This is a genomic window from Limnohabitans sp. 2KL-27 (genome assembly GCF_001269345.1).
GTDB lineage: Bacteria > Pseudomonadota > Gammaproteobacteria > Burkholderiales > Burkholderiaceae_C > Limnohabitans_A.
Genome location: NZ_CXOP01000001.1, coordinates 70752 through 88551, shown reverse-complemented (window position 1 = coordinate 88551; position 17800 = coordinate 70752). Strand labels below are relative to the sequence as shown.

Annotated in this window: 16 protein-coding genes; 10 read left to right on the top strand and 6 right to left on the bottom strand. The window is 61.0% G+C overall.

The genetic code is table 11. The features are described from left to right. Nucleotides 1-32: 32 nt before the first annotated feature. Nucleotides 33-1514 (bottom strand): nucleobase:cation symporter-2 family protein, encoded by a 1482-nt coding sequence (locus LHAB_RS00410; protein ID WP_090043419.1) that lies wholly within the window; start codon nucleotides 1512-1514, stop codon nucleotides 33-35. 243 nt (nucleotides 1515-1757) lie between these two features. On the opposite strand from LHAB_RS00410, the gene LHAB_RS00405 reads away from it, so the two are divergent. Both LHAB_RS00405 and LHAB_RS00400 read left to right on the top strand, forming a co-directional pair. Then, the gene (locus tag LHAB_RS00405) at nucleotides 1758-2105 is read left to right on the top strand and encodes a YgaP family membrane protein (protein ID WP_090043418.1); all 348 of its coding nucleotides are present in this window, start codon (nucleotides 1758-1760) and stop codon (nucleotides 2103-2105) included. Nucleotides 2106-2149: 44 nt separating this feature from the next. Beyond that, nucleotides 2150-2647 carry a hypothetical protein gene (locus LHAB_RS00400; RefSeq protein ID WP_194943032.1) on the top strand — a complete coding sequence of 166 codons (498 nt, stop codon included), beginning with the start codon at nucleotides 2150-2152 and terminating at the stop codon, nucleotides 2645-2647. Nucleotides 2648-2786: 139 nt separating this feature from the next. Here the strand turns inward: LHAB_RS00400 and LHAB_RS00395 are convergent, their stop codons facing one another. The 4 genes from LHAB_RS00395 to LHAB_RS00380 are packed head-to-tail and all read right to left on the bottom strand — an operon-like array spanning nucleotide 2787 to nucleotide 7448. Next, complete coding sequence (locus LHAB_RS00395) at nucleotides 2787-4040, bottom strand: M20 family metallopeptidase (RefSeq protein ID WP_090043416.1); 1254 nt, start codon at nucleotides 4038-4040, stop codon at nucleotides 2787-2789. Then, entirely contained in the window at nucleotides 4037-5812 is a 1776-nt protein-coding gene (uraD, locus tag LHAB_RS00390) for a 2-oxo-4-hydroxy-4-carboxy-5-ureidoimidazoline decarboxylase (RefSeq protein WP_090043415.1), read from the bottom strand. Before uraD ends, LHAB_RS00395 begins: the two co-directional genes overlap by 4 nt. Before the next feature lie 2 nt (nucleotides 5813-5814). Then, nucleotides 5815-6765 (bottom strand): allantoinase PuuE, encoded by a 951-nt coding sequence (gene puuE / locus LHAB_RS00385; RefSeq protein ID WP_090043414.1) that lies wholly within the window; start codon nucleotides 6763-6765, stop codon nucleotides 5815-5817. A gap of 17 nt (nucleotides 6766-6782) precedes the next feature. After that, entirely contained in the window at nucleotides 6783-7448 is a 666-nt protein-coding gene (locus LHAB_RS00380) for a GntR family transcriptional regulator (protein WP_090043413.1), read from the bottom strand. Between the two features lie 167 nt (nucleotides 7449-7615). On the opposite strand from LHAB_RS00380, the gene uraH reads away from it, so the two are divergent. The 6 genes from uraH to LHAB_RS00350 all read left to right on the top strand — a co-directional run bounded on the left by uraH (nucleotide 7616) and on the right by LHAB_RS00350 (nucleotide 14886). Beyond that, on the top strand, nucleotides 7616-7969 hold the full coding sequence (gene uraH / locus LHAB_RS00375; protein ID WP_090043412.1) for a hydroxyisourate hydrolase: 354 nt from the start codon (nucleotides 7616-7618) through the stop codon (nucleotides 7967-7969). A 130-nt stretch (nucleotides 7970-8099) separates the two neighbouring features. Then, complete coding sequence (gene xdhA / locus LHAB_RS00370; protein WP_090043411.1) at nucleotides 8100-9575, top strand: xanthine dehydrogenase small subunit; 1476 nt, start codon at nucleotides 8100-8102, stop codon at nucleotides 9573-9575. Beyond that, nucleotides 9576-11936 carry a xanthine dehydrogenase molybdopterin binding subunit gene (gene xdhB, locus LHAB_RS00365; protein ID WP_090043410.1) on the top strand — a complete coding sequence of 787 codons (2361 nt, stop codon included), beginning with the start codon at nucleotides 9576-9578 and terminating at the stop codon, nucleotides 11934-11936. It abuts the gene before it with no gap. A 75-nt stretch (nucleotides 11937-12011) separates the two neighbouring features. Next, nucleotides 12012-12194 (top strand): hypothetical protein, encoded by a 183-nt coding sequence (locus tag LHAB_RS00360; RefSeq protein ID WP_090043409.1) that lies wholly within the window; start codon nucleotides 12012-12014, stop codon nucleotides 12192-12194. Nucleotides 12195-12311: 117 nt separating this feature from the next. After that, entirely contained in the window at nucleotides 12312-13541 is a 1230-nt protein-coding gene (locus LHAB_RS00355) for an MFS transporter (protein WP_090043408.1), read from the top strand. Nucleotides 13542-13659: 118 nt separating this feature from the next. Further along, nucleotides 13660-14886, top strand: a complete 1227-nt coding sequence (locus LHAB_RS00350; RefSeq protein ID WP_228763292.1) for an MFS transporter — start codon at nucleotides 13660-13662, stop codon at nucleotides 14884-14886. A gap of 30 nt (nucleotides 14887-14916) precedes the next feature. Here LHAB_RS00350 and LHAB_RS00345 read toward each other — a convergent pair whose 3' ends face one another. Then, entirely contained in the window at nucleotides 14917-15453 is a 537-nt protein-coding gene (locus tag LHAB_RS00345; RefSeq protein WP_090043407.1) for a hypothetical protein, read from the bottom strand. 106 nt (nucleotides 15454-15559) lie between these two features. Between LHAB_RS00345 and xdhC the strand changes: the two genes are divergently transcribed. Together xdhC and LHAB_RS00335 are read left to right on the top strand one after the other, a co-directional pair. Continuing rightward, complete coding sequence (xdhC, locus tag LHAB_RS00340; protein WP_090043818.1) at nucleotides 15560-16357, top strand: xanthine dehydrogenase accessory protein XdhC; 798 nt, start codon at nucleotides 15560-15562, stop codon at nucleotides 16355-16357. Between the two features lie 176 nt (nucleotides 16358-16533). After that, the gene (locus LHAB_RS00335; protein ID WP_090043406.1) at nucleotides 16534-17745 is read left to right on the top strand and encodes a urate hydroxylase PuuD; all 1212 of its coding nucleotides are present in this window, start codon (nucleotides 16534-16536) and stop codon (nucleotides 17743-17745) included. Nucleotides 17746-17800: the final 55 nt, after the last annotated feature.

Below are 17800 nucleotides of genomic sequence, written 5' to 3'. Positions count from 1 at the left end.
GTCATACCCGGCTTGACCGGGTATCCATGTCATCAGTGCGAGTCGGCGTGTTTGGCCGCTTCGATGGCCTCGCTGCTGTCGCCTTTGGACCCGTTGAAGTACAGGTTCAAGAGCACCGCGCTGATGGAGGCCAGCAAGATGCCCGATTCGATCAGCGGGTGGATGCTGTGCGGCATCCACTGCAGGTAGCGCGGCGCGATCAGCGGGATCATGCCAAAGCCGATCGAAATCGCCACGATGAACAGGTTGTTGCGGTTGCCCTTGTAGTCCACGCTGGCCAAGATGCGGATGCCGGTGGCGGCCACCATGCCGAACATCACCAAGCCCGCCCCACCCAACACAAAAGTGGGCAGCGACTCGACCAGAGCGGCCATTTTGGGCAACAGACCCAGCACGATCAGGATCACGCCGCCGGCCACACAGACGAAGCGGCTTTTCACGCCCGTCACACCCACCAGGCCCACGTTTTGCGAGAAGCTGGTGTAGGGGAAGGTGTTGAAAATGCCGCCGATCAGGGTGCCCAGACCGTCGGTGCGCAGACCTGCGGTGAGCATTTTTTGGTCGACTTTTTTGCCCGTCAGATCGCCCAAGGCGAGGAACATGCCGGTCGACTCGATCATCACCACGATCATCACCAAGGTCATGGTCAGGATCAGGATCGGGTCAAAGACGGGCGTGGCGATTTCGAAGGGCAAGACCAGGTCAAACCAGCCGGCTTTGCCGACTTTGTCGAAGCTCATGAGGCCGGCAGCTGTAGCCACCACGCCACCGATCACGATGCCCAGCAGCACCGAAATGTTGGCCACAAAGCCACGGGCGTACTTGGCAATCAACAAGATGGACACCAACACAATGGCAGCGATCCCGATGTGCGACAGCTGCGCGTACTTGGGGTTGGGCACCGAGCCCACGATGTTCATGCCGGCAGGCACCGGGGGCACCGCGCCGGTGCTGGCCGCTTGTTTGGCGGCATCGAGCCAGGCCAGGTGTTCCGGGTTGGGAATGCTGGGCGCTGTGGGGCCGAAGGGGTTGCCAAAAATCCAGTTGATGCCCACGCGCATCAAGCTGATGCCGATGACGGCAATGATGGTGCCGGTGACGACAGGCGGGAAGAACCGCAGCATGCGGCTCACGATGGGCGCAATCAAGATCGATATCACCCCCGCGCCAATGATGGCGCCAAAGATCAGCCCCGCGCCTTGCACGCCCGGGTTGTTGTTGGCCATGGCCACCATGGGGGCCACAGAAGCAAACGTCACGCCCATCATCACGGGCAGCTTGATGCCAAACCACTGGGTGGCGCCCAGCGACTGGATCAGCGTGACCAAACCGCAGCAAAACAGGTCGGCCGAGATCAGCATCGCCACTTGTTCAGGGCTGAGCTTGAGGGCGCGGCCCACGATCAGGGGCACGGCCACCGCGCCGGCATACATCACCAGCACATGTTGCAGGCCCAAAGCGGCGAGCTTGCCATTGGGTAAATGCTCGTCCACGGGGTGGATGGTTGAACTCATGGAGGGGTCTCCTGAAAAGTAAACAGAGGGAGAAAACTGCAAAGAAACTAGATGTGTGCTTCTTTGTGTTCGAAACTGTATACAAAATATGCCCACTTGACCTCAGGGAATACCCCGGGACATGAAGTCTTGGAAAAAGATTCCGGCCCCGTGATCAGGATCAATTCCAACAGGGGCGGGTGTGTGGATACTGAAATCCGACATCGCCGAAAACCTTTTGGTGATCCAACATGAGGTTTTGTAATGAAAAACATCCATCCCATCGACCGCTGGTGTCGTCTGGCTTTGGCCATCGTTCTGGCGCAAGGGGGCTATTTCTGGCTGACAGGGGCTTGGCAATGGGCTGCCTTCGCTGGGGCGGTGGTGCTGGTGGTCACGGCGGGTGCACAGTTTTGCCCCCTGTACCGATTCATGGGCATGGGCACGGCCCAAGTTGCCGGTGGCAAAGTAAGCCCCGTCTGGCGCGGGTTGGGGTGGCTGGCATTGCTGGCCTTGCTCGTCGGTGGCAGTTATGGCAGCGAGTTTTTCAGTCGCAAACTCTTTTTGGAAGAGTTCAATGCGATGAACCACTTTTACAAACAATGTTTCTGACGGGCAAAAATGAGCGCGACTCAGCTGTAGCGAATTGGGAAAAAATGGTGTCAGGCTATGCGGTTTTTCAGCGCAAATACAGCACTTATCAGCCCTATGCCCTCAGGGGCGACCGCCAACTGGTGAGCGATTTGCAGCAGGTGGCTGTGATCATGGCTGCTGTTGAACCCCTGGTGCGCGATGGCGATCTGCATCAGGCGCACCTGGATCTGGAAAAGATCCGCCCCGTGTTTCAGGACATCTTCAAGCGCAACGGGTTTTCCATGCTGGCCGTCGCGCTGGTGGATTTTCATGACGCGATGGAGCTGATCTTGGACGCTGCGAACGCCAAGGATGCGGGAAAAGTCAAGCAACTGCATCCCATGCTCAGCGACAAGTTCAAACCTGTGGAACTGGAAGCCAACGACGTCGAGATTCAGGCCATTCGCAAAAACCTGGATGAGCTGCTGGCATTGGCGCAAGCCGGAAATCTGGGGGCCATGCGCGCGCAAGCAGATCAGCTCAAGAGCAGTTTCGTCAAGGTGTATCTGAAACGGGGTTAAAGCCCAGGCATCAGCGGAAAAAGCGCACGGTCCATCGGCACCCCAGCTGGACCGATCCTGGTCCAGGACTCGATTTACCCTGCGGTGGTGCAGGCCTGCACGGGCTGGCGCAGGGTTCCAATCTGCGCCGCGGTGATGTTCAGGCCAGCAAATCCAGCAACGTGCGTGCCACCACCTTGGTGGCGCGGCGCAGGTCTTCGAGCTGCACATGCTCATCGGCGCGTTTGGCGTTGGATTCGAGCACAGTGCGGGGCCCTGCGCCGTAGATCACGCCAGGGATGCCGCGCTCCACATACAAGCGCACGTCTGTGTAGAGCGGCGTGCCCAGGGCGGGGATGACTTCTCCGAAGACTTGTTCGCCGTGTTTCTGGATGGCGCTCACAAGCGGTTGGTTGCCCGGCAGCGGCTTCATGGCGTTGGCCAGCAGCATGCGGCGCACGTCCACTTTCAGCACATGGCCACCACGTGGGGGCATGAAGCTGGCTGCGGCGTCGGCAATGGTTTGGCGGATGCTGGCTTCGACTTCGGCTGGGTTCTCTTCGGGAATCATGCGGCGGTCGAGCTTGAAGCTCACTTTGCCGGGCACCACGTTGGTGTTGGTGCCGCCTTCGATCAGGCCCACGTTCAGATAGGGGTGGGTGATGCCCTCGACCTTGGACGTGACTTTCAGGTATTGCGTGTTGAGTGCGAGCAGGGCGCTCAGGATGTGCACCGCGCCTTGCAGCGCGTCGGTGCCGCTGTCGGGGATGGCGGCGTGCGACATCTCGCCTTGCACCGTCACTTCCATTTGCAGGCAGCCGTTGTGTGCGGTGACGACCTGGTAGCTAAAACCTGCCGCGATCATCAAATCAGGCTTGGTGAGGCCTTTGGCCAGCAGCCAGCCGGGGCCCATTTCGCCGCCAAACTCTTCGTCGTAAGTGAAGTGCAGTTCCACGCCGCCTTTGAGGGGCGCGTTGAGTGATTCCAGTGCCCGAGTGGCGAAGGTGAAAGTGGAAAAGTCGCACTTGCTCACAGCGGTGGCGCGGCCGTACATCGCGCTGTTGTGGATCTCGCCGCCGTAGGGTGGGTGCGTCCAGCCTTCGCCAGGGGGCACCACGTCGCCGTGGGCGTTCAGGGCAATGGTTTTGCCCTCGCCGTATTTGCGGCGCACGATCAGGTTGGTGATCGATTCCAGGCCGTAGGCCTTGACTTCGGAGGCGGGCACGGCGTGCTTTTCTGCGGCAAAGCCCATGGGCGCCAGCAGCTCGGCTGTTCGCTCGGCATGCGGGGCGTTGTTGCCGGGCGGGGTGTCGGTGGGCACTTGCACCAGCGCTTGCAGGAACTTCACCTGCTCGTTAAAGTGCGCGTCGATCCAGGCGTCGAGTTGTTGGTATTGGGTTTCGGTAGCGCTCATGACAATTCCGATGCAAGTTGGTTCAAAACATGGGTGAAGGCGTCAACACACAGTTGCATGTCGCAGCTGGTGGTGGATTCGAGAGGGTTGTGGCTGATGCCCGCGTTTTCGCCGCGCACAAACAGCATGGCTTGGGGCATGACCTCGTGCAGCTTCATGGCGTCATGGCCTGCGCCGCTGGGCAGTTTGAACAGCGGCACGCCCAGTGCGCTCACGGCGCGTTCCCATCGTGCTTGCCATTCGGGGGCGCTGGGCGCGGCGGCGGCGCTCATGGTGAGCTCGGCTTTCACGCGCACGCCACGGCGCTCGGCAATGGCCTGCAGCTGCGCCAGGATGTCGTTGACCAGCGCGTCGCGTTGCGCGTCGGTCGGTGCCCGCATGTCCAGGCTGAAGGTGCAGCGGCCGGGCACCACGTTGATCGAGCCGTTGGGCACTTGCAGCTGGCCCATCGTCGCCACGCTGTCGCCGTCTTGGGCGGCGCGTTGCTCCATGTAAAGCGCCAGTTCTGCCACGGCGCAAGCGGCGTCGCGGCGGCGGTCCATCGGCGTGGTGCCCGCGTGGCTGGTGGTGCCGATGATTTCGCACAGGTAGCGCACGCTGCCGTTGATCGAGGTCACCACACCCAGCGGGATGTTCACTTCGTTGAGCACCGGACCTTGTTCGATGTGCACCTCGACAAAACCCAGGTATTGCGCCGGGTCGCGCTGGATTTTGGGAATGTCGTCGATGCACAGGCCCGCGTGTTGCATGGCCGCGCGCATGGTGATGCCGTCGGCGTCTTGCTGGTCCAGCCAAGCGGGGTTGAACTGGCCAATCAGCGCGCCCGAACCGAGGAAGGTGGCTTTGTAGCGCTGGCCTTCTTCTTCGGCAAAGGCCACGACCTCGATGCCAAAGGGCAAACGCTTGGCCTGCTGGTGCAGCTGCTGCACGCAGGCCATGGGCACAAAGATGCCCAGGCGACCGTCGTATTTGCCGCCATTGCGCACGGTGTCGTAGTGGCTGCCCGTCATCAAATATTTGCCGCTGGTCGACGCCGCGTGATAGCGCCCCACCACATTGCCTACCGCATCGGTATAGACCTCGTCAAAACCACAGTCGCGCATGTTTTGCGTGATGCGCTGGGCGCAGGCGCGGTGCGCGTCGGTCAAATAAGTGACGGTGAGTTGGCCCAGTTCGGCAAAGCCGGGGTCACTGTGTTGGGCCAGTTGTTCTTGCCAGTCCCAGACCTGGTGGCCGAGCGTGGGTTCCACGCCGAACTTGTCGTTCAGGCGGATCTCGACGATGCGGTGGATGTTGCGCAGGCACTCTTGCAACTCAATATCGGGGTGACCGAACAGGCGGCGCTCAAAGGCGTCGATGATCTGTTTTTTGCTCAATCCCAAGCCACGCGGGCCGCGCACTGCCAGGATGAAGGGCCAGCCGAACTTGGCGTTGTAGTCTGCGTTGAGCTTTTGGATCTTGGCGAACTCCTCGGGCGTGCAGTCGGTCAGGCCTGCCTTGGTTTGTTCGTTCGTCGATTCGGCGGTGAGCGTTTGGCTGACCATGGCCTTGCCCGCCAGCTCGGGGTGGGCGCGGATCAGGCCCAGCTGCGCGTCGCGCCCGGCGTGCGCCAGCACTTCGCACATGGCGTGCTTGAGTTGCGCCAGCGAGGCGAAGGGGCGTTGGGCCAGCGCCTGCTCGGCGATCCAGGGCGAGTGCTCGTACAAGCCGTCGAGCATGTGCGCGGCATTGGCGTGGGATGCGCTGTTGAGTTTTTCAAGGGTCAGGGACATGTTCAATCCTGGTAGGGGTGGTGGGCTTTCCAGTGCCGCGCAATGTCGATGCGCCGTGCCACCCAGACCTTGTCGTGCGACTGGATGTGGTCCAAAAAGCGTTGCAGCGCGGTGATGCGACCCGGGCGGCCCAGCAGGCGGCAGTGCATGCCGATGCTCATCATCTTGGGGGCGTTGTCGCCATTCGGGTCACCCTCGGCGTACAGCGCATCAAAGGTGTCCTTCATGTACTGGAAAAAGGGGTCAGCGTGCGAGTAGCCCTGGGGCAGTGCAAAGCGCATGTCGTTGCAGTCCAGGGTGTAGGGCACGATCAGTTGCGGTGCATCGCTACCGTCGCTCTTGCGCACTTTCATCCAGAAGGGCAGGTCGTCGCCGTAATAGTCACTGTCGTATTCAAAGCCACCAAAGTCGGCCACCAAGCGTCGCGTGTTGGGGCTGTCACGTCCGGTGTACCAGCCCAAGGGGCGCTCGCCTGTGAGCTTTTGCAAAATGGCCATGGCCTCGGCCATGTGGGCACGCTCGGTGGCTTCGTCGATGTTTTGGTAATGGATCCACTTGAGGCCATGGCAGGCGATGTCATAACCCAGTTCTCGGAAGGCGGCTGTCACGTCGTCGTGCTTTTGCAAGGCGGTGGCCACGCCAAAGACGGTGAGCGGCAGGCCGCGCTTTTCAAACTCGCGCAACAAGCGCCAAACGCCTGCACGCGAGCCGTATTCATAAATGCCTTCCATGCTGATGTGCCGCTCGGGGAAGGAGGCAGGGTTGAACATTTCAGACAAAAACTGCTCAGAACCCGTATCGCCGTGCAGCACCGAGTTCTCGCCACCCTCTTCGTAATTCAAGACAAACTGCACGGCCACGCGTGCGCCGCCCGGCCACTGGGCATGCGGGACGTGGCGGCCGTAGCCTTTGAGATCGCGGGGATAGGGGAGGGTGCTGTCGTAAACGCTCATGGATATCGCTCGATGGTTCAGGCCAAGGCCAGAGAAATGTCGTGGGTGGGCACTTTGCGGTCGAAGGTCAGGCTGGCTTCGACGTGCAGCAGGTGCTCGTGCATCAGGCGCACGGCCAGGTCAGCGTCCTGCGCCTCGAGGGCGGCCACGATGGTCACATGCTCGTCGGTGGAGTGCTCGGCCTCGTTGCGGGACTGGTACATCAGCGTGATCAGGGCACAGCGCGAAATCAGCTCGCCCAACACCTGGGCCAGCACATCGTTGTTCATGAGTTCGGCCATGCGGACATGAAAATCGCCCAGCAATTCTGTGCGCCCCGTGATGTCGCCTTGCGTCACGGCTTCGCGCTCTTGTTGGATGTGCTCTTTGAGGGCCACGATTTGAGCGGGCGTGACCTGTTGCGCAAAGGCGCGCGTCATCTCGGCTTCGAGCATGCGGCGCACGGCAAAGACCTGCTGCGCCTCTTCGACCGAGGGTGCGGCCACAAACGCGCCGCGCGCTGGCTCCAAACGGATCAACCGGTTTTGCGAGAGCTGAAACAGCGCTTGGCGCACCAGCGTGCGTGAAACGCCAAAGTGGTCGGCCAGCTTTTGCTCGGCCAACTTGGAGCCCGGCAAAAGTCGGTGCTCCACGATGGCGCGGGTCAGCGATTCGACGATGTGGTGCGTGGTGGAGGTTTCCATGTCTCGCGGTCCCTTGGGGCACTTGCTCCGGGTTTTGGGTGTCGGTGGCGCAAATCATAGCCACCAAAAGCAAAATTGTATACACTTCAGTCGACCGGCTTAAAGGGCTTTTCAAAGCCTGACCTCAACCACCCTTTTGACCCCCATTCAAGACAAGCGAGCACACCATGGGATTGAGCACACATGTTTTGGACACCATGCACGGCTGCCCCGCCGCGGGCATGCAGGTGTCCCTGTACACCACACAAGGCGACCAGGCCACCTTGGTCAAAAGCTTCACCCTCAACCACGATGGCCGCAACCCCGACGGCCTGCTTTACGACCACGCCAGCCTGCGCAAAGGCACTTACCGCTTGGTCTTCAATGTGAGCGACTACTTCAAAGCCAAAGGCGTCGAACTGCCCGAGCCCAATTTCCTGAACCGTGTGTCGCTGGACTTTGGCGTGGCCCACGAAGAGCAGCACTACCACGTGCCCCTGCTGGCCAGCCCCTGGAGCTACTCCACTTACCGTGGCTCATAAAACAATGGGGATCTGACCCCAATTAATTAATCGGGGTCAGATCCCCATTAATCCGTCGAAAAGCCGCCCCGTGAAGGCCCCGATTCCTTAAAATCGGGGTTTACAGTTCAATTACCCCACCCCCCGCACCATGACCCAAGTCACCAACACCGTGCGCTTTGTGCTCGACGGCCGCATCGTCGAAGCCCAAGGTGAGCGCCGCACCACCACTGTTCTGGATTACCTGCGCGAGGAACTGCACCGCACCGGCACCAAAGAGGGCTGCGCTGAAGGCGATTGCGGCGCTTGCGTGGTGATGGTGGGTGAGCTCAACGCCGCAGGCACGGGTGTGGACTATGTGGCCACCAACGCCTGCATTCAGCTGCTGCCTTCGCTGGACGGCAAATCGGTCAAGACCGTCGAGAGCCTGAAAAAAGCCGACGGCACGCTGCACCCGGTGCAGGCCGAAATGGTCAAGTGCCACGGCTCGCAGTGCGGCTTTTGTACGCCTGGCATCGTCATGAGCCTGGTCAATTTGGTGCAGGTGTTGCCCATGCCCAATCGCCAGCAGATCACGGATTCGCTCAGCGGCAACCTGTGCCGATGCACCGGTTACAAGCCGATCATCGATTCGGCCACCCAAGCCTGCGCCAAGCCTGAGGCCTTGAAGCTCGATGACAGTGCCGATGTGCCTTTGCTCCAAGAAATCAAACGCGCCAGCGTGCCCACGCTGAGTTTGGACGGCGACATCATCGTTCAGCCCGTGGTGCGCACCCGCAAAGGCAATGAGTTCGTGTCGCCCGCCACCCTCGCGGAGGTGGCCGACTATCTGGTCAAGAACCCCACCACCACCTTGTTGGCAGGCAGCACCGAAATTGGCCTGCAGGTCAACAAGCAGTTCTCACGCCCTGAACACATCATGTATTTGGGCAACGTCAAAGAACTGCGCCAAGTGACCGAAACCGCCAGCGCCTGGCGCATTGGCGCGGCCGTGTCGCTCACGCAAGTCGAAGCGCTGGTCGCTCAGGCTTACCCCGACTTCACCGAAGTGCTGCGCCGCTTTGGCTCGCCGCCCATCCGCTCCACCGCCACCTTGGCGGGCAACATTGCCAACGGCTCGCCGATTGGCGACACCATGCCTTGCCTGATGGCGCTGGGTGCCAGCCTGGTGCTGCGCCGGGGCGACAACACCCGCAAGGTTTTGCTGGATAAGTTTTACACCGGCATGAAGAAAAACGTGCTGGTGCCCGGTGAGTTCATCGAAGCGATCGAGTTGCCCAAGCCAGTGGCTGGCCAGGTGTTCCGCGCCCACAAGGTGAGCAAGCGTTTTGAGCAAGACATCTCCGCCACCTGCGCGGCCATCAGCTACACGCTGCAAGGCGGCAAGTTGCTTGGCGTGAAGCTGGCCTACAACGGTCTGGCACCATCGCCGTGCCGTGCGCCCCAACTCGAAGCGGTGCTCGAGGGCAAGTCGCCTGCCGATGTGAAATCGGCCGACCTGGACGCCGCAATCGCCGCCAGCTTCACCGCCCGCGACGGTCTGCGTGCCACATGGGCCTACCGCGCCCTGGTGGCTCGTAATCTGGTGCTCGAATTCATTGAAGAACAAACGAAAGAGGTGGCTTGAATGAACGCTCCTACCCCACTCAAAAACCTGTTGCCCGCTACGGGTGTTCAGCAGGGCACCGAGATCGTGCACGAGTCAGCGCACCTGCACGTGACGGGTTCGGCCACTTACATCGACGACATTCCCGAGCATGCAGGCACTTTGTATGCCGCGCTGATCTTGTCGCCCGTGGCGCATGGCGAGTTGATTGGCGACGGCATTGACCGCGAAGCTGTGTTGAAACAACATGGCGTGGTGGCTGTCTACACGGCCAAAGACATTCCCGGCGAAAACAACTGCGGCCCGATCATCCATGATGACCCGTTCCTCGCTGCAGGCAAGGTCGAGTTTGTCGGCCAAGCTGTGGCCGTGGTGGTGGCGCGCGAGATGCTCTACGCCCGAGAAGCCGCCAAAAAAGCCAAGGTGCTGGTCAAAGAACTCCCCCCCATCTTGACCATCGAAGAGGCCATGGCGGCGAGCAGCTTCATCATGCCGCCCAAGGGCATCACGCGTGGTGACGCCGCCGCGGCCATTGCCAAAGCCCCGCACAAAATCAAGGGCAGCACCAACACCGGCCAACAAGAGCAGTTTTATCTCGAAGGCCAGATCACCTATGCGGTGCCCAAGGAAGACGGGCAGCTCACGCTGTACGTCTCGACCCAGCACCCCGACGGCAACCAGCGCGAAGCCGCGCACGCCCTGAACCTGCACACCAACGATGTGGAAGTGATCTGTCGCCGAATGGGCGGTGGCTTCGGTGGCAAAGAAGGCAACGCCAGCATCTTCAGTCAAAGCGCCGCTTTGGCCGCGTTCAAACTGCAAAAGCCGGTCAAGCTGCGTGTGAACCGCGACGACGACATGACCATCACTGGCAAGCGCCACGATTTCCGCATCGACTACGAAGTGGGCTTTGACGACAGTGGCCGCGTTTTGGGTGCCGACATCACGCTCATGTCACGTTGCGGCTACAGCACCGACTATTCGGGCCCTGTGAACGACCGTGCTTGCTTGCACATCGACAACACCTACCACCTGCCTGCGCTCAAGTTGGTGAGCCACCGCTGCAAAACCAACACCCAAAGCGCCACCGCTTTCCGTGGCTTTGGCGGCCCGCAAGGCATGTTCGGCATCGAGACGGTGATGGACGAGATCGCCATGACATTGGGCAAAGACCCACTGGTTGTGCGCAAACTCAACCTCTACAAAGACCCCGCCATCAGCGGCACGCCCGACACCATGACCACCCAATACAACCAGTTGATTGAAGACTGGGTGGGTGACCAAGTGATCGATCAGGTCGAGCAGGAATCCAAATACGCCGAGCGCCGCGCTCAGATTCAAGCCTTCAACGCCCAAAGCAAAACCCGCAAGCGCGGCATGGCGCTGGTGCCGCTCAAGTTCGGCATCAGCTTCACCGCCACGCACCTGAACCAGGGCGGCGCGCTGCTGGTGGTGTACATGGACGGCTCGGTCAGTTGCAACCATGGCGGCACCGAAATGGGCCAAGGCCTGAACACCAAGATGGCGCAGGTCTGCGCCGACGGCTTGGGCATCAGCGTGGACCATGTGCGCATCACGGCCACCGACTCGCAAAAAGTGCCCAACGCTTCGGCAACCTCCGCATCGAGCGGTGCCGACATCAACGGCGCGGCCATCATGAATGCGACGATGCAAATGCGTGAACGCTTGAAGCCTGTGGCGGCCCGCATGCTGGGCTGCCAACCCGAAGACGTCAGCTTTGCCAACAACGAACTGCACGGCGGCGGCAAGTCGGTCAAGTGGGCCGATGTGACCAAGCAAGCGTACATGGAGCGTGTGGGCTTGTCGGTCACGGGCTTTTACATGACGCCCGAAATCAAATACGACTTCGCGACCCTGAATGGCCGTGCGTTCTATTACTACTGCTATGGCGCGGCCGTGAGCGAAGTGGAAATCGACACCCGCACCGGCGAGTGGTGGCTGAAAGCCGTGGACATCGTGCACGACGTGGGCCGCAGCATCAACCCCGCGATCGACAAAGGCCAGATCGAAGGCGCTTATGTCCAGGGCATGGGTTGGCTCACCATGGAAGAGTGCATCTGGGACAAAAAAGGCAAATTGCTCACGCATGGCCCCAGCACCTACAAGATTCCCGTGGCGGGCGACATCCCGGAGCATTTCAATGTGACCTTGTTCGACAACGCCAACCTCAAGCCCACGCCTTTCAACAGCAAGGCCACGGGCGAGCCACCTTTGATGTTGGGCCTGTCTGCCTTCTTCGCCTTGCGCGATGCGGTGGCCGCCAGCGCCAACCACCAAGCGGTGGTGTACATGGACGCGCCTGCCACGCCCGAGCGCATCTTGATGGCTTGCGAAAAAGCCAAGGCCAATGCGGGGCTGTGATCGCATGAGCCGGATGCCTCAAGCACTTTCAGGCATCCTGTCACTTTGATCCATACAGCCCACAGGAGCAGGCCCATGTCAGACGATCCACGGTGCTGCGGCACCGGCACTTGCATCATCAATGCCGAAGGCGTGTGCTGGTGCGGCCAGCGCTGGGACGGCGAGAAGATGTGTTTCATGACCGAGCCTGCGGCGCAACCAGACCACCTCCCAAAGAGCGACGCCACGCCACAGTCGCCTCGGGCCGGACAGGATTGAACGCATGAGCGCCATGCGCCCGTGCTCCGAGCGCTGTGCGATGTTTCTTCAAGCTGTGTGCTTCGAAGGGCCAAGGCTGTGAGTCAGGCCGCAACGACTGCTGAGTCATCACCCGCCATGCACTGGCGCGACCCGTTCCGGGTCCGGAGTTTTCGCTTTCAGTGGCCCGCCGATCTGGCCACCTCTTGGGCCTTCGAGATGGAGGCCATCGTGCTGGGCTGGTTCATCTTGGTCGAGTCGGGCTCGGTGATGATGCTGGTGGTGTTTGGCTCCTTGCAGTACCTGGGCTCTTTGGTCTCTCCCCTGTTTGGTGTGGCAGGTGACAGGCTGGGTTATCGGCGCATGCTGGTCCTGTCGCGAGCTCTCTATGCGGCGTTGGCCGCCACCTTCATGCTGCTGGCTTGGATGCAAGCCCTCACGCCCATGATCGTGTTGTTCATGGCTGCTTTGGCGGGCTTGGTACGCCCCTCGGACATGATGATGCGCAACGCCTTGATCGCGCAGACCTTGCCGCCCCGGCATTTGCTGGGCACGCTCGGCATTTCCCGCATCACCTCGGATTCGGCCCGCATTGCGGGTGCATTGGCCGGTGCGGGTGTGGTCGCATGGCTGGGCATGACTTGGGCCTATGCCCTGATCACGGCGCTTTACACGCTCAGCTTTGTGCTGTCTCGCGGGGTGTCGGACGTGCCCGCCCCAGCCCATGACGCCGTGCGCGTATCGCCCATGCGCGATTTGCAGCTGGCTTTTGGCTATGTGTGGACGCGTCCGGTGCTGATGGCCGCCATGGCGCTGGCGTTCTTGGTCAACCTTCTGGCCTTTCCCTTTTCTTTGGGCTTGTTGCCCTATGTGGCCAAAAACATTTACCTGACCGACCAGACCGGGCTGGGTTGGCTGGGCGCGAGCTTTGCCTTGGGTGGGCTGGTGGGATCGGTGGTGCTCAGCTCGCACCGCTTTGCGTTTCGCGCTGCCCAGACCATGGTGCTGGCCGGGGCGGTGTGGTTTGCGGTGGATGTGCTGTTCGCCTTCAGCACCCATCTGGGCGTGGGCATGGCCTTGCTGTGCTTGGCGGGCTTGGCGCAAAGTCTGAGCATGACGCCCTTGGCCGCTGTGATGCTGCGCGCCACAGAGCCCGCCTACCGGGGGCGTGTGATGGGCATGCGCATGCTGGCCATTTGGGGTTTGCCATTGGGTTTGCTCTTGTCGGGCCCGCTGATTGACCGCTGGGGCTATGCCGCCACAGCGGGTGTGTATTCGGCCCTCGGTCTGCTCTTGACTGGGGCCATGGCGGTGCATTGGCGGGCGCACATCTGGGACGCCCGAGCCCCGGCCAACGCCCCTTTGTGAGGGGGCCGGATGCACAAGAGCTGTGACCAAAGCGACAGCGTGCAAACCGCCGTGAGCGCACAGTGCGGGTGCATGCTGGCGGGGTGACCACCGCCTGACCCGAAAGCCGACATTGACCATGACGAACTTGACCTCTTCTGCAGCCCATGTGCCTGAACAAGCCGCCGACCATCCCCGCATGGTGCGGGGCCTGCTCAACATCGCACACGCGCTGGACCATTTGTTTTTGCTGATCTTTGCGGCGGCGGTCAGCACCATCGCGACCGACATGGGCCTGGTCCAATGGCAGGACCTCATGCCTTACGGCGCAGGTGCGTTTTTCATGTTCGGACTGGGCTCTTTGCCCGCCGGGCGCTTGGGCGATCTGTGGGGCCGCCGCAGCATGATGCTGGTCTTCTTTTTTGGCATTGGCACGGCCTCCATCCTCACTGCCTTCGCACAAACGCCTTGGCAGCTGGCAGGGTGCTTGACGCTGATCGGCGTGTTCGCATCCATCTACCACCCGGTGGGCATACCCATGCTGCTGGAGCGATCGTCCAACCCGGGCGCGACGATTGGCTTCAATGGCTTGGCGGGCAACCTGGGTGTGGCGGTGGCGGCTTTGCTCACGGGCTTTTTGATCCAGTGGCAGGGCTGGCGGGCGGCTTTTGTCTTGCCAGGTGTGTTGGCCTTGGTGTGCGGGTGGGTGTTTGCACGCACCTGTCCGCAAGAGGTCTCGTCGCCTGCCCAACGCAAGGGCGGGGCCAAGGTGAACCTGCCCGCGCCCCTGCTGGCCCGTGCTTTGGTGGTGATGACGGCAGCGGCCATCACCAGCAGCGTCTTGTTCAACTTCACCACCAATGGCAATGGGCCTTTGATCGCCGAGCGCTTCAAGGGCGTGATGGAAGACCCTGCCAGCTTGGGCCTGTTGTTGGCCCTGGTCTATGCCGTGGCCTCGGTGGCCCAGGTGGTGGTGGGGCACCTCATCAACCGTTTCCCGCTCAAGCGCTTTTTCATGTTCATGGTGATGGCGCAGATCCCCATGTTGGTGTTGGCCTCGCAGGCGCAGGGCTGGTGGCTGTTTGCAGCGCTGATTGGGGTGATGGTGTTCATCTTCGGGGCCATTCCCTTCACCGATTTCATGATCGCCCGCTACGTGGACGACCGACTGCGCTCGCGCGTGTCGGGCATGCGCTTGGGTGTGTCGTTTGCGGTCAGCTCTTTGTCGGTCTGGGCTTTGGGGCCGGTGGTCAAGGCCATGGGCTTTGGCAGCTCGCTTTTGCTTCTGGCGGGCTTTTCGGTGGCCACCACGCTCATTTTGACTTTGTTGCCCGGCGCATCGCACGAGCAGGTTCAGGGGGCATGAAGCTGCAGGGGAGTCACAAGCCCCCAGGCCTCAGTCCTGCCCCTCTGTCAAAGTGTCGAGCTGGAATTTGCCGCTTTTGTGCCAGAGCCACACATCGGTGTAAGTGACCTGACCCATGTGCTTGGGAACAGGGTAGGGCGCTGAAGCTTTGACCATGCGCTCGATCTCTGCCATCACGTGGGGAACATGCCTGGGTGCACGCATCCAGTTCACCGCCTTGACCGAGCCTTTTTGGTCTATGTCCACATTCAGGACCCCTATCGCTTCGAGCAAGGGCGGCATGCGGCCTTTGTAGATGCGGTGCGCGTGCATGCCGTACAAATGGCTAGCAGCATCTTTTCGGTATTCTTTGCTGTTTCGCGCCAACGATGTGGGGCCGTTCGGTGCCGCCACAGGCTCAGGTATTTTGGCCGCTGGCTGAGCCGCGGGTGGGGGGGGTGGTGGCGTAGGCGTGGGCACCGCAGGCGGCGGCGTGCTGCAGCCGCTCATGAGCGCCAAGACCACAGCGCCAATGGCCAACAGGCGGTGTTTGAGGCGGGGCTGAATCGGATCTGAATGTGGTTTCATGGCAAGCCCTTGTCCTTGGCATACTCGGTGGTGGGCACGATTGTGGCATCGTCCCGCCTGGATGAGCAAGTCAGAGGCCATCCCCAACTTTGAATGGACAAAAAGCGTGAATTGGATCGAGCAAGCCCTCCAGCGGCTGAACACAGAGCAGGCTGTGCTGGTGACCGTGGATGCCACCCAAGGCTCTGTGCCCCGAGGGCCGGGTACGCACATGCTGGTGTTCGCCCACGGCGAGCTGGGCACGATTGGCGGCGGGCATCTCGAGTTTCAGGCCTTGGCGCATGCGCGGCGTTTGCTGGCTGGGGAGCGGGTGTCCACCCAATTGCGCCAGGTGCTGGGACCCAGTTTGGGGCAGTGCTGCGGCGGTGTGGTCGAGTTGGTTTTGGCACCCATGTGCACTGACGATGTGGCGCGTTTGCGCACCTTGTTGATGCCGCCGCGCACCCCGCTGGCGCTGTTTGGCGGGGGGCATGTGGGCCGGGCGATTGTGAATACGCTGACCCCCTTGCCTTTTGCGGTGCGCTGGATCGACAGCCGTGACGAGATTTTTCCGGCCGATGTGCCCCTGGATGTGGAATGCGAACACTCCAACCCGGTGCAGGCCGCCGTGGCCGATCTGGCGCCTGGCAGCCGGGTGCTGATCATGAGCTTCAGCCACGCCGAAGACCTGGACATCGTTGTGGCCTGCCTCAAGCGCCTGCGCGCGCAGGACGATTTGCCCTTTGTGGGCCTGATTGGCAGCCAAACCAAATGGGCCACTTTCAGGCACCGCCTGGAGGACCGCGGTTTCACGGCCGAAGAGATTGCCCGCATCACCTGCCCGATTGGTGTGCCGGGCATCACGGGCAAAGAGCCCGAAGTCATTGCTGTGGCGGTGGCGGCACAACTTCTGCAAACGGTTTGAGGGTCAGCTGATGGTTTTCCCTAGGCCGTCTGGCTTGGTAAAAGGTAGATGACGGGCTATAAACTGTATACACTCCGGTGCACTGGTCGCAGCGGCGCAGGTTCCTCCGGGAACATGTTCGCGACCGAATACCCGCTCACAGGGCCCGCGGTGGTGAGCAGGTTGGAGAATCCTTCATGGAAACGTATCTGCTGGAATGGGCCAATTTGTTGTTGCGATGGGTGCATGTCATCACCGCCATCGCCTGGATTGGCTCCTCGTTTTACTTTGTCTTTCTGGACAACAACCTGCAAAAACCCAACTCACCCGACCTGCTTGAAAAGGGCGTGGGCGGTGCGATGTGGGCGGTGCACGGTGGCGGTTTTTACAACCCCCAAAAATACATGGTGGCCCCCCAAAAAATCCACACCAAGCTGCACTGGTTCTATTGGGAGGCGTATTCCACTTGGCTCAGTGGTTTTGCGCTCTTCACGGTGCTCTACCTTTGGAACGCCGGCACTTTCCTGATTGATAAATCGCTGATGCAATGGACGCCATTCATGGCGGGCTCGGCAGCGGTGGCCTTTTTGGTGGCTTTCTGGCTGATTTACGACACCATTTGCCGGGTGTTCGGTTTCCGCAAGAACGGTGAGCTGATCGTCGCGGGTCTGATGATTGTGGTGATTGGCTTCGCATCATGGTCCGCCAACCAGCTGTTTGCAGGCCGCGCCGCTTTCTTGTTGGTGGGCGCCATGATCGCCACCGCCATGAGCGCCAACGTGTTCTTTTGGATCATCCCTGGCCAGCGCAAAGTGGTGGCCGCCATGACCAGCGGTGAGCCGTATGACGCCAACGCCCTGGCCATCCACGGCAAACGTGGCAAGCAGCGCAGTGTGCACAACACCTATTTCACCTTGCCCGTCATCTTTGCGATGCTGAGCAACCACTACAGCTTTTTGTATACCCATGAACAACGCTGGGTGCTGCTGTTCCTGATGATGTTTGCCGGCGCCTTGATCCGCCAGTTCTTTGTGCAGCGCCATGCCTTCCATCTGGGCCGTGCGGGCAACCCTTGGCCTTTTGCAGCGGTGGGCATCGTGCTGATTGCGGGTGTGATCGTGGCTTTGAAACCTGAAGCACCCAAAGTGTCGGCAACCCCGGCTGCGCCTGTGGCCTTTGCCCAAGTGCAAAGCCTGGTGGGTCAGCACTGCCTGAGCTGCCACGGTGCGCAGGTGCAAATGAAAAACGTGCGCCTGGACAGCCCAGAGCTGATCAAACAGCATGCGCAAAACATGTACCAGCAGGTGGTGGTGACCAAGCAAATGCCCATGGGCAACGCCACGGGCCTGACCGAAGAAGACCGTGCCTTGTTGGGCCACTGGTTTCAGGCGGGCGCCAATTTGGACTGAAGGCTGGCGGGCGATCAGGCAGTCGCCAGTGTTACTTGGAATATGGTTGACCCTA